This window comes from Xanthomonas sp. NCPPB 3570 (assembly GCF_056725115.1).
The window spans coordinates 4,860,688-4,872,737 of record NZ_CM161513.1; the positions used below are offsets into that span (position 1 = coordinate 4,860,688).

At 70.5% G+C, this 12,050-nt stretch carries 11 protein-coding genes; 8 read left to right on the forward strand and 3 right to left on the reverse strand.

Going from position 1 to position 12,050, the window contains the following annotated elements:
- The first annotated feature begins 6 nt into the window (after positions 1-6).
- The 3 genes from ttcA to AC1PLR_RS20870 all read left to right on the forward strand — a co-directional run bounded on the left by ttcA (position 7) and on the right by AC1PLR_RS20870 (position 2,759).
- Positions 7-882, forward strand: a complete 876-nt coding sequence (gene ttcA / locus AC1PLR_RS20860) for a tRNA 2-thiocytidine(32) synthetase TtcA (RefSeq protein WP_481102206.1) — start codon at positions 7-9, stop codon at positions 880-882.
- Positions 883-994: 112 nt separating this feature from the next.
- Positions 995-1,900 carry a recombination-associated protein RdgC gene (locus AC1PLR_RS20865; RefSeq protein ID WP_481102207.1) on the forward strand — a complete coding sequence of 302 codons (906 nt, stop codon included), beginning with the start codon at positions 995-997 and terminating at the stop codon, positions 1,898-1,900.
- A 67-nt stretch (positions 1,901-1,967) separates the two neighbouring features.
- Positions 1,968-2,759 carry a YgjP family zinc-dependent metalloprotease gene (locus tag AC1PLR_RS20870; protein ID WP_010340614.1) on the forward strand — a complete coding sequence of 264 codons (792 nt, stop codon included), beginning with the start codon at positions 1,968-1,970 and terminating at the stop codon, positions 2,757-2,759.
- A gap of 730 nt (positions 2,760-3,489) precedes the next feature.
- On the opposite strand, the gene AC1PLR_RS20875 is transcribed toward AC1PLR_RS20870, so the two are convergent.
- The 3 genes from AC1PLR_RS20875 to hemH form a co-directional block, all read right to left on the reverse strand.
- A complete protein-coding gene (locus tag AC1PLR_RS20875; protein WP_481102208.1) occupies positions 3,490-5,685 on the reverse strand; it encodes a methyl-accepting chemotaxis protein in 2,196 nt (731 codons plus the stop codon).
- Between the two features lie 233 nt (positions 5,686-5,918).
- A complete protein-coding gene (locus AC1PLR_RS20880) occupies positions 5,919-6,761 on the reverse strand; it encodes an alpha/beta fold hydrolase (RefSeq protein ID WP_481102209.1) in 843 nt (280 codons plus the stop codon).
- Positions 6,758-7,717 (reverse strand): ferrochelatase, encoded by a 960-nt coding sequence (hemH, locus tag AC1PLR_RS20885; protein ID WP_481102210.1) that lies wholly within the window; start codon positions 7,715-7,717, stop codon positions 6,758-6,760. Before hemH ends, AC1PLR_RS20880 begins: the two co-directional genes overlap by 4 nt.
- 167 nt (positions 7,718-7,884) lie before the next feature.
- Between hemH and AC1PLR_RS20890 the strand changes: the two genes are divergently transcribed.
- The 5 genes from AC1PLR_RS20890 (at position 7,885) to AC1PLR_RS20910 (ending at position 12,041) form a co-directional block, all read left to right on the forward strand.
- Complete coding sequence (locus tag AC1PLR_RS20890; RefSeq protein WP_481102211.1) at positions 7,885-8,781, forward strand: lipid-binding SYLF domain-containing protein; 897 nt, start codon at positions 7,885-7,887, stop codon at positions 8,779-8,781.
- A 125-nt stretch (positions 8,782-8,906) separates the two neighbouring features.
- Complete coding sequence (gene tatA / locus AC1PLR_RS20895) at positions 8,907-9,137, forward strand: Sec-independent protein translocase subunit TatA (RefSeq protein ID WP_371181004.1); 231 nt, start codon at positions 8,907-8,909, stop codon at positions 9,135-9,137.
- A gap of 15 nt (positions 9,138-9,152) precedes the next feature.
- The gene (gene tatB / locus AC1PLR_RS20900; RefSeq protein ID WP_481102212.1) at positions 9,153-9,680 is read left to right on the forward strand and encodes a Sec-independent protein translocase protein TatB; all 528 of its coding nucleotides are present in this window, start codon (positions 9,153-9,155) and stop codon (positions 9,678-9,680) included.
- Positions 9,677-10,411 (forward strand): twin-arginine translocase subunit TatC, encoded by a 735-nt coding sequence (gene tatC, locus AC1PLR_RS20905; RefSeq protein ID WP_010340865.1) that lies wholly within the window; start codon positions 9,677-9,679, stop codon positions 10,409-10,411. The genes tatB and tatC overlap by 4 nt, the downstream gene beginning before the upstream one ends.
- A gap of 637 nt (positions 10,412-11,048) precedes the next feature.
- Positions 11,049-12,041: a trypsin-like serine peptidase gene (locus tag AC1PLR_RS20910; RefSeq protein ID WP_481102213.1), complete on the forward strand. Its 993-nt coding sequence runs from the start codon at positions 11,049-11,051 to the stop codon at positions 12,039-12,041.
- Positions 12,042-12,050: the final 9 nt, after the last annotated feature.

The following is a 12,050-nucleotide window of genomic DNA, read 5'->3' on the forward strand; positions in this document are numbered from 1 at the left end:
CCGCCGATGACCTCGTCCCTGCCCCTGCCGCCGCTGCACCCGCTCGCCGATCCCGCACCGCCTGCCGCCCGCAACCCCGCGGCGCTGGGCAAGCGCCTGTGCCGCCAGGTCGGCCAGGCCATCGCCGATTTCGGCATGATCGGCGCTGGCGACAAGGTCATGGTGTGCCTGTCCGGCGGCAAGGACAGCTACACCCTGCTGGACATCCTGCTGCAGCTGCAGCGCAAGGCGCCGGTGCCGTTCGAGCTGGTGGCGGTGAACCTGGACCAGAAGCAGCCGGGCTTTCCCGCCGACGTGCTGCCGACCTACCTGCGCCAGCGCGGCGTGCCCTGGCATGTGATCGAACAGGACACCTATTCGGTGGTCACCCGGGTGGTGCCGGAAGGCAAGACCCTGTGTTCGCTGTGCTCGCGGCTGCGCCGTGGCGCGCTGTACCGCTACGCCGCGGAGAACGGCTTCACCAAGATCGCGCTGGGCCACCACCGCGACGACATCGTTGCCACGTTCTTCATGAACCTGTTCTTCCACGCCAAGCTGGCGGCGATGGCGCCGGTGCTGCGCAGCGACGATGGCCGCCACGTGGTGATCCGGCCGCTGGCCTACGTGCGTGAGGACGACATCGCCGCCTACGCGCAGGCGCAGGCTTTCCCGCTGATCCCCTGCACGCTGTGCGGCAGCCAGGAGACGCTGCAGCGCCGCCAGGTCGGGCAACTGCTGCAGCAGTGGGACCGGGAGCATCCGGGGCGGGTGGAGCAGATTGCCCGCGCGCTGGGCAACGTGCATCCGGCGCAACTGGCCGACCGCGCGCTGTTCGACTTCGCCGCGCTCGGCGGCGCCGCCATGGCGCCGGCCGGCGCCTGGGCGGACGACGCGCCGGGCTGACCCACCTCGCTGAACCGCCCGATGCGGTACCTGGGCGGGCACGATGCGACAATGGCCACCGCTCCCCGGCGCACGCCGCCGGACCGTTCCGTTTCCTTCCGCTGGATGCTCGATGTTCTTTCGCAATCTGACCCTGTTCCGCTTCCCTACCACACTCGATTTCTCCGAGGTCGAAAAGCTCCTGCCGGAGGCCCTGCTCAAATCGGTCGGCCCGCTGGAAATGAGCTCGCGCGGCTTCATCTCCCCGTTCGGCCGCGACGAGCAGGAAGCGCTGTCGCACCGCATCGCCGATTTCCTGTGGCTGACCGTCGGTGGCGAGGACAAGATCCTGCCCGGCTCGGTGGTCAACGACCTGCTCGCGCGCAAGGTCGCCGAGATCGAGGAGAAGGAAGGCCGGCGCCCCGGCGGCCGCGCACGCAAGCGGCTCAAGGACGACCTGATCCACGAGCTGCTGCCGCGCGCCTTCGTCAAGTCCTCGCGCACCGACGCCATGCTCGACCTGCAGCACGGCTACGTCGCCGTGGACACCTCCAGCCGCAAGACCGGCGAGAACGTGATGTCGGAGATCCGCGGCCTGCTCGGCAGCTTCCCGGCGCTGCCGCTCAACGCCGAAGTGGCGCCGCGCTCGATCCTCACCGGCTGGATCGCCGGCGAGCCGCTGCCCGAAGGCCTGAGCCTGGGCGAAGAGTGCGAGATGAAGGATCCGATCGAAGGCGGTGCGGTGGTCAAGTGCCAGCACCAGGAACTGCGCTGCGACGAGATCGACAAGCACCTGGAAGCGGGCAAGCAGGTGACCAAGCTGGCGCTGGTGCTCGACGACCACGTGTCCTTCGTGCTCGGCGACGACCTGGTGATCCGCAAGCTGAAGTTCCTCGACGGCGCGCTGGACCAGCTTGAGCATGCCGACCAGGACGGCGTGCGCGCCGAGCTGGACGCGCGCTTCGCGCTGATGAGCGCCGAGGTGCGGCGCCTGTTCCTGCTGGTGGAAGCGGCGCTGAAGCTGAGCAAGGCCGACTGATGCCGCGGTGGAGGCGGCCGTACGCGGCTGTCACCGTGCGCACCCGCGCCGGCGGTATGCTGTGCCCATGCCCGACCTGCTCCGTCGCCTGATCGCGCCGCCCCCGGCGGCCGTCGAACGCGACCTCGTCCGCTTCCGCCTGGACGAGCGCGATGTCGAGGTGCTGCGCGTGCGCGACCCGCGCGCGCGCCGCATCAAGCTCAGCGTGGACGAACGCGGCGCGCGCCTGACCCTGCCGCTGCGCGCGAGCCTGGTCGCCGGCGAGCGCTTCCTGCTGGAGAACCGGCAGTGGCTGGCGCAGCAACTGTCGCGCTATGTCGCCGCCGAGACGCTGGCGCCGCTGCGACCGGGCGAGGCCGGCGAACTGCCGCTGCGCGGGCAGTCGCTGCCGGTGGCCTGGCACGACGCCCGCTACGCGCGCATCGCGCTCGTCGACGGCGTGGCCGAAGTGCACCTGCCGCCGCGCGGCGGCGATGCGGCGCTGCGCCGCGCGCTGCGCGATTTCTACGAGGCCCAGGCCCGCGCCGACGTCGGCCGCTGGCTGCCGCGCTACCTGCCGTCGCTGCCGCGTGCCCCGCGCGCGGTGCGCTACAAGGTCATGTCCTCGCAGTGGGGCTCGCTGGCGCCCGACGGCAGCATGGCCCTGGACCTGGCGCTGGTGCTGGGGCGGCCCTCGGCGTTCGAGTACGTGCTGGTGCACGAGCTCTGCCACCTGATCCAGGCCAACCACTCGCCGGCGTTCTGGCACGAAGTGGAAGCGCGCTTCCCCGATTGGCGCGCCGAGCGCACCTGGTTCCATCAGCACGGCCGCCAGCTCAAGGCGCATCTGCGCTGGCTGCTGCGTCCCGAGCGCGATTGAAGAGCGCCTCCACGCACGATGGAACATGCGCCGTAGGAGCGGCTTCAGCCGCGACGGGCTCCACCGGGAACGCCCGTCGCGGCTGAAGCCGCTCCTACAAAACACGCTGCACACGACAGGCTTGGCCGAGCACGCTCTTCGAAGCGCCCGGAAGACCCCGCGGCGCTGGTACACCGGACCGCGGCTGAACACCGAACATCACGGTGCGCGCGGCGTCAGCGGCGAGGGTGCGGATGGGTAGCGAATCGGGCAAGCATGCTGCGCTGCGGCACGACATGGCGCGAGCGGAGATGCGAACAAAGGGGGATAAAGACTGTGGGTGGGCGCGCCGCTGCGGGCGCATCGCGGTGGGTTGGCCCAGCGCTGCGGAAGCAGAACTCCATGCAGCGCCCGGTAGGCCCCCTCTCCTCCCGCCTACCGCAAATCAGGCGCGACCTCCGGCGCCAGCGAGGCGGTACGGTCCGAGCGGCGCTACGCCGGCATGTCAGGACGCCGGGATCGAGCCGCGAACACAGGACGTATCGCGTCTACGCCTGTTGACGGCAGGCGCGGGCGCAACTTAAGCGAAAATTCTTTTACACACAAGCTTCACGTTCAGTGTGTAGGGCGCACCCCGACAGCGCTGTCCGCAGGGCCCCGACGCCCGCGGATTTGGCGTGGCGATGGAACACCACCGGTCGCTGCCCGCGCTGCGTACGCAGTGCCCGATCCTGCCGCTGACGCCTTCGCATCAAGCACTGCGCGCGTAATCGAAGCCGACCGGCGCAGGCTGGATTGCCAGTTCCGGCGGCTCGTCCTCCGCACGCAGCGCCAGCGGTGCCGTACCGGCCAGCCGGAACACCGCCACCGCCTCGCTCAGGCTGCCGGCCTGCTGCTCCAACGCATGCGACGCCGCAGTGGCCTGTTCCACCAGCGCCAGGTTCTGCTGGGTGCTGCGGTCCATCTGCGCCATCGCCTGGCCCACTTCGTCGATGCCGGCGGCCTGCTCCTGCGAGGCCGCCGCAATCCCCGTCATCAACGCATTGACCTCGTTCACCGAGGCCAGCACGCGGCCCATGGTGCGGCCGGCGTCGTGCACCTGCGCCGAGGCCACCGCGACCTGGTCCACCGACGCCTCGATCAGGCGCTTGATCTCCCTGGCCGCATCGGCCGAGCGCTGCGCCAGCGCGCGCACCTCGCTGGCGACCACCGCGAAGCCGCGGCCCTGGTCGCCGGCGCGTGCGGCTTCCACCGCCGCATTGAGCGCCAGGATGTTGGTCTGGAAGGCGATGCCGTCGATCACCCCGATGATCTCGCCGATCTTGCGCGAGGCCGCTTCCACGCCCTGCATCGCACCGACCGCCGCGTCGATCGAGGCGCCGCCGTGGCCAGCCACCGTCGCCGCCGCGTCGGCCAGTGCGTTGGCGTGGTGCGCATGCGTGGCGTTCTGGCGCACGGTCTCGGTCAGACGCGCCGCCGCGCGCGCGGTGCGCTCCAGCGTGCCGGCCTGTTCGGCGCTGCGCTGCGACAGATCCTGGTGGCCGCTGGCGATGGCGCCGGCCTCGGCGTCGATCGCCGCGGCCGCGTGCTGGATGCCGGCCACGATCGACGCCAGTTGGTCGGCGCTGGCGTTGGCGTCGTCGCGCATGTCGGCGAACACGCCACGGAAGTCGCCGTGCATGCGCACGCCCAGGTCGCCGCTGGCGATGGCGCGCAGCAAGCCGGACAACTGGCCCAGGTTGCCGTCCACCGTGGCCATCAGCTGGTTGAGGCTCTCGAGCATGATGCGGAAATCGTGCTGGTGCGCACCCAGGTCGGCGCGTGCGCTGAAGTCGCCGGCCGCGGCGGCCTCGGCCAGGTGCCAGATGTCGCGGCTGAGCGAGCCCAGGTTGGCCTTGATCGCATCCATCGCCTCGGAGATCGCGGCCTGCTCGCCGGGCAGGCGCGGCATGTCCTCGCTGAGGTCGCCGATGGCGTAGCGCCGCATCAGCGCCACCATCGACTGCGCGGTGCCCACGTGCAGGTCGACCAGCGCATTGGCGTCGCGCAGCAACTGGCCGTAGTCGCCCGGGAATGCCGCCGCATCGCCGCGGCAGGCGATGGCGCCGTCGGCATGCCGTTGCGCCATCCGCCGCTGCTCGGCCAGCACCGCGCGCAGCTGCGTCTGCATGGTCTGCATGCTGCGCAGCAGGTCGGCAGCCTCGTCGTTGCCGTGTGCCGGTACCACGGCATCGAGCTGGCCGGCGGCGATCGCCGCGGCGACGCGGGTACCTTCGCGCAGCGGTCGTACCAGGCTCTGGGTGATGCACCAGCCCAACCAGGCGCTGACCGCCAGCAACAGGCCGCCGCCGAGCAGCAGCAACCAGCGCGCGCGGGCCATGGTGGTCACCGCCTGGGCATACGCGCCATCGCTGAGCGTGCGCAGATGCGCGGCATTGCGCTGGATCGCCTGCTGCCACTGCGCCAGCAGCGGCTGCAGCGTGTACAGATGCAGGGTCTGCGCATCCAGGTTCTGGTTGTCGGCGGCCAGCGCCAGCACCTGCGACTGGAACGGCTGCACCTGCGCGTAGGCCTTGTCGATCGCCGCGCGGCGCTGCGCGCCGGTGCGGTCGGCCGGGTCCAGGCGCAGCGCGAACAGCTTGCGCCGCGCCTGCATGTAGTCGCGCTGGGCGTCGCCGATGGCGCGCACCACCGCCTGCTTCTCGTCGGGGTTGGTCAGGATCACATCGTTGAGCAGGCCGATCTCCAGCCGCGCCTGCGCCGCGACCATGGCGTTGGACAGGCGGATCTTCTCCATCTTGTCCAGCGCGATGTCGTCGAGCTGCTGCCGCGCCAGCGCCATCGACGCCAGGCTGGCCACGATCAGGGCGCCGCAGATCAACAGCAGGGCAGCGAAGGCGAAGGTCAGGCGCGGGCCGACCCGGTAGCGGCGGAGGAGGTGGATCATGGGAAGCGCGGCGTAGGGCGAAAGGTGCGCGCTACGCTGTGCGCGGAAGTTTTCCGAACCGCGACGGCACGGCGACAACATGCCGAACTGTGACGCCGGAAAGCGCACGACCGCGGCGGGCTGCACAGCGCAGGTGATGCGTACGTCGCAGTCCGCGTGCGGGGTGCGCGACGGAGCGATGGCGCCGCAGGCGCGCACTGCGGTGCGGCGACCGCCTCGCCGCCGCGGCCGCCTCAGAGGAAGTCGTGCAGCAACGCGGCCACTGCCGCCGGTTGTTCCATGTGCAGGTGGTGGGTGCCGGGCAGCGTGTGCACGCGGCCGTCGCGCAGGCACGCGGCGCGCTGCAGGCGCAGCGGCTCGGGCAACATGTCCTGGGCCGGATCGGCGAACACCACCGCGGTCGGGCATTCGATGCCGCGCAGCAGCGCCTGCATCTGCGGTTCGGTCGCGCGGATCGCCGTCGGCAGGGTCAGGCGGCGATCGCTGCGCCACACGTAGCCACCCTCCACCGCACGCACGCCGCGTTCCACCAGCAGCCGCGCCGCCGGCTCGCTGAGCTGGTTGGCCAGCATCCGCGCCCGTACCGGCGCGGCCAGGTCGGGGAACACGCGCAACGGCGTGGCATTGGCGCGGCGCGTGCTGGCGACGCTGTTGCGCAGCCGTTCCACAGCGCCCGCCTCGCTCTCGGCCAGGCCGCCCAGCATCTCGATCGCCACGAACTTCTCGATGCGCTGCGGCGCTGCGGCCGCGAGCAGGCTGGCGATGGCCGCGCCCATCGAGTGGCCGATCAGCACGAAGCGCTCCCAGCCCAGTGCATCGGCCGCGTCCAGCACCGGGTGCAGGGCGCTGGCCAGCAGGTACTCGGCGCCATCGGGCAGGTCGCTGCTGTGGCCGTGGCCGGGCAGGTCCAGCATCACCAGATCCCACTGCGGCAGGTGTCGGCTCAGCGGCACGAAGCTGGCGGCGTTGTCGAGCCAGCCGTGCAAGGCCAGCGCCTTCGGCCCCTGCGGATCGCCGCTGCGCAATCCGGCCAGCGCGCCCACCCGCGACGGGCAGGCGAAGGGACGCAGGCTCATGCGGCGCGGGCCGCCAGTTGCGCCAGCGCGCGCGCGTGCGCCGCGGCGTCGTTGAGGCAGGGAATGTAGCGCACCTGCATGCCGCGTTCGGCGCAGGTCTCGACGAAGCCCATCGCCACTTCTTCCAGGGTTTCCAGGCAGTCGGTAGCGAAGCCGGGACAGAGTACGTCCACCTGCTTGACCCCCTGCGCCGCCAGTTCCCACAGCCGCGGCTCGGCATACGGGCGCAGCCAGCGCTCGGCGCCGAAGCGCGACTGGTAGCCGAGCTCCCACTGCCCGGCCTCCAGGCCCAGCGCGGTGGCGATCGCCTGCGCGCTGGCTTCGCAGCGCTGCGGGTAGGGATCGCCGTTGTTGGCCACGCGCTGCGGCAGGCCATGGAAGGAGAAGAACAGGCGCTCGCCGCGGCCGTGCTGCGCCCAGTGCGCGCGCACGCTGTCGGCCACCGCGGCGACCCAGGCCGGGTCGGTCGGATAGTCCTCGATCAGGCGCACCGGCAGATGCGGATGGCGCGCCTGCCAGGCCTGCACCACATCCTCGATCGAGGCGGTGGTGGTGGTCGAATACTGCGGGTACAGCGGCAGCACCACGATCCGGCGCACGCCGGCCTCGCGCAGCGCGTCCAGGGCCGGCGCCAGCGCCGGCGCGCCGTAGCGCATCGCCCAGGCCACGCGGTGCCCGGGCAGTTCGCGCTGCATGCCTTCGGCCAGGCGCCGGGTATACACCGCCAGCGGCGAGCCGTCGGCCAGCCAGACCTGCGCGTACTTCTCGGCCGACTTGGGCGAGCGCCGCGGCAGGATCACCCAGTGGAGCAGCGGCCACCAGAACAGCCGCGGGATCGCGACCACGCGCTTGTCGCCGAGGAACTCGGCCAGGTAACGGGCGACCGCAGGCGCGGTGGGCGCCTCGGGCGTGCCTAGATTCACCACCAGGATGGCGGTCTCGGGTGCGTCGGACATGCGCGCATTGTGGCAGAGCGCACGCCCCACGGCGTGTCGATTCGCTCGATCACGGCGATCGACGGCGCCTGCGCCTGGCGGCGGCGGCACTCATTGGCGATTCATTGCCCTGTGACTAAGTTCAAGTACTTGCAGTATCTTGCTGCGGACCTATTTCGGAGCCCGCCATGCCCCTCCTGCCGCGCCTCGCCCTGTTGTTGAGCACCGTGTTGTTCGCTGGCCACGCCGTGGCCGGACCGGAAGAGGACGAGCGCGCCCGCAACGCGCTGCGCGTGCTGACCGACATCCAGAAGATCCCCGAACAGTCCATTCCCGACAAGCTGCTCGACGAGGGCCGCGCCATCGTGGTGATCCCGGACACGCTCAAGGCCGGGCTGGTGATCGGCGGGCGTCGCGGCCACGGCCTGATGTCGGTCAAGCGCCCCGACGGCACCTGGTCCAACCCGGTGTTCGTCAAGCTCACCGGCGGCAGCATCGGCTTCCAGGTCGGCGTGCAGTCCTCCGACGTGGTGCTGGTGTTCCGCAATGACCGCAGCCTGGACAACATCGTCAACGGCAAGTTCACCCTCGGCGCCGATGCCGGCGTCGCCGCCGGCCCGGTCGGGCGCAACGCCGCCGCCGCCACCGACGGCCAGCTCAAGGCCGAGATCTGGTCGTGGTCGCGCGCCCGCGGCCTGTTCGCCGGCGTCGCCCTGGATGGCGCGGCGCTGCAGATCGACGATGCCGCCGACCTCAACGCCTACGGCAGCAACACGACCCCGCGGATGATCTTCGAGGGCCGTACCAGCAACCGTCCGTCCAACGACATCGTCGCCTTCCGCGACAAGCTCGAGGAAGCCACCTACGCCGCGCGGCAGAGCCGTGGCACCGATGGCAGCGGCAATCCAGTCGCCGCCCCGGCACCGGCCATGCCGGCGCCGCCGGCCGCGCCGGAACCGACCGCCGCGCCCGACGCCGCCGCCAGCACCGTACCCCTTCAGGGCCAGACGCAGCCGGCGCAGCAGGGCTTCCAGCCGGTGTCAGACGGCGAGATCCGCACCGAGAAGCTCGACGGCGATCGCTGAGCGCCGTTCCCAACGCCGCCTGTCCATTCGGCCGTGCAGGCACGCCTGCATGGCAGGGAAAGGTAACGCGGCGCGGCGCGGTGCGTTATCCTGCGGGTTCCTTACGACTTTTCTGCGAGCGGATCATGGGCAGTCTTAGCATCTGGCACTGGCTGGTCGTGCTGGTGATCGTGCTGCTGGTGTTCGGCACCAAGCGGCTGACGAGCGGCGCCAAGGATCTGGGCAACGCGGTCAAGGAATTCAAGAAAGGCATGCGCGACGACGACAAGCCCGCCGGCCAGCTCGGCGACGAGACGCGCAGCAGCAGCGAGCCGTCCCGCCAGACCCAGACCGAACGCGACCGCGACGCGCACTGACGGGACTCCGCCGGCGTGTTCGATATCGGATTCAGCGAACTGCTGGTGATCGCGGTGGTGGCCCTAGTGGTGCTGGGGCCCGAACGCCTGCCCAAGGCAGCGCGCTTCGCCGGGTTGTGGGTGCGCCGCGCCCGCGCGCAATGGGACTCGGTGAAGCACGAACTGGAACGCGAACTGGAAGCCGAGGAACTCAAGCGCAGCCTGCACGATGTGCAGAGTTCCCTGCGCCAGGCCGAAACCGAACTGCGCGACAGCGGCCAGGAACTGCAGCGGCAGACCGAGGCGCTGCGCCGCGAGATCGATCCGAATCCTCCGGTGCCGCCTGGCGACTCCGCGTCGACGGTCGCGGCAGCGACCGCCGACACCGGCGATATCCCGATGCCGCACGCTGCCGACACGGCCACGCCCCTGCCGACGCCACCGCCCGCTGCGTCTGCCGTGCCGGCCGCCGCGCGCGGTGCGGCCGCACCGCATCCGGCGCCCACGACCGCGACCACGCAGACCGGCCAGCCGCTCTCCGATGACCCGGAGGCGCCGCGATGAACGTCGAAGCCGAAAGCAGCCTGATCGAACACCTGATCGAATTGCGCGCGCGGCTGATGCGCGCGCTGATCGGCCTGGGCGTGGTGGTGGTGGCGCTGCTGCCCTTCTCCAAGCGCCTGTACTCCTGGCTGGCCGAGCCGATGCTGGCGCAGTTGCCGGTGGGCCAGAGCGTGATCGCCACGCACCCGGCCGGCGCGGTCATCGCCCCGCTGAAGCTGGCGTTCTTCCTGGCGCTGTTCGTGTCCGCCCCGTGGCTGCTGTACCAGGCCTGGGCCTTCGTCGCCCCCGGCCTGTACCAGCGCGAGAAGCGCCTGGCGCTGCCGCTGCTGGCCTCGGCGGTGGTGCTGTTCTACCTCGGCTGCGGCTTCGCCTACTTCCTGGTGTTGCCGGCGGTGTTCCACTTCCTGACCACGTTCAAGCCGGACGTGATCCAGCTCACCCCCGATGCCGGCGCCTACCTGGACTTCGTCCTGGCGATCTTCTTCGCCTTCGGCGCCAGCTTCGAGTTGCCGGTCGCCCTGGTAATCCTGGCCCTGCTCGGCTGGGTGACCCCGCAGCAACTGCGCGAGGGCCGCGGCTACGCCGTGGTCGGCATCTTCGTGCTGGCCGCGGTGCTGACCCCGCCGGACGTGGTCTCGCAACTGATGCTGGCGATCCCGATGTGCCTGCTGTATGAACTGGGCATCCTGGCGTCGAGCTGGCTGGTGTCGAGCCAGGCGCGGACGCAGTAAGCGAATGCGGCGGTAGACCGCGCGATCGCTTGCGGTGATCTGGGATGCGAATTACGGCACCACCGTAGCGCGTGACGTATAAAAGTCCCCACGGTCGACTGCACGCCGTCGTTCCGGACACACCGCAACGGATGCCCCCTGGGGGCCGCGAATACGCCAAGGAAGGTGCCGCGTGCGAATGACTGCCGGTACACACGACCAAGACCATTCCCTTGCGCGCACGCTGATCGCCCATGCGCGGGTGCTGTCGCTTGCGCGACGACGTGATCTGCGGAGTCAGCGATGCGATGCGCTTCCACGGCGCGGCGCTGACCTCGTTGCGGCGCGCCACGCCACGCCATTTCGCCAACGCTGCAGCTGAGTCCGAGCAAGGTGTGTTGTCGGCTCGTGGCCGACGCTGGATCGTGCGATCCGCATACACGGCGTCGGAGCCGCACCCGATCACAGGAGCATCGGCACCGGGCCGCATTCCGGCCCTGCCGACACGGTCATGGAAGACCGTATTCGTGGCGGTGGGTACGTCCACCCCGCCACCCCCCGGTCCCTGGCGGACGGGCAGGCCGGGAGCGCGCAGGAGGTCGCGTCGACCCGGCTTCTCTCGCAATGAAGCAGTATTCCAATGACCAAGGAGCACGTCATGAAACGTCTGGCTGCACTGGGATTTACCTTGCTGGTATCGACAGCGGCGACCGCGGCGGTCGCGGCTACGCCATCGTTCCAGAAACTGGGCGGGAAAGCGAAGTTCATCAACGGCGACAATCTGGTGACCGGCGTGTCCGCGGAAACCGCACCCCCAACGGACACGCGCCTGCAGAGCCCGCAACAGAAGGCCGCCGGCCTGAGCGCGGTGATGGTCACCCGCAATGGCGACCAGTACGCGTCGCCGGCAAGCGCGGAGGACGTGGCACTGTTCGAAGAGGCGATCAGGGCGATGGAACTGCTCGGCCGCCTGCCGGACTCCGTGCCCGGCACGCCGCCGCTGCGTCCCACCGACCACGGTGACGGCCGCGCCGTCCCCAACGTGGTGATCGGGACCGACGAGCGGGTGCAGGTGACCACCACCACCGCCGCGCCGTACTGGCACATCGGGCGCATCGCCATCGGCTGCACCGGAACGCTGATCGGGCCCAAGCACGTCCTGACCGCCGGCCACTGCGTGTCCAACGGCGCGGGCAGCTGGTATTCCAGCCTCGACTTCACGGTGGCCCAGAACGGCAGCTACCAGCCGTGGGGAACGGCGACGTGGGCGCGTGCCATCACCACGACGGCGTGGCTCAACAACGGCGACAGCAACTACGACTATGCGCTGATCGTGCTGAGCACGGCGCCCCATGGCGGCAATGCGGGCTGGGGCACCTACTCGGGAGGCACCCATACCATCACCGGATATCCGGGCGACAAGCCGTTCGGAACGATGTGGAGTGCGTCCGGGGGCGTCTCCACCAGCGGCTCCTACCGGCTCTGCTACACCATCGACACCAGCGGCGGCAACAGCGGGAGCGGCATCTACGACAGCGGCTACGTCGTCCGTGGCGTCCACACCACCGGCTCATCGAGCCAGAACTGCGGGACGCGGCTGACCAGTACCGTCTTCAACACGCTGCAGAACTGGATCGCCGACAACCCGTGATGCGCGCAC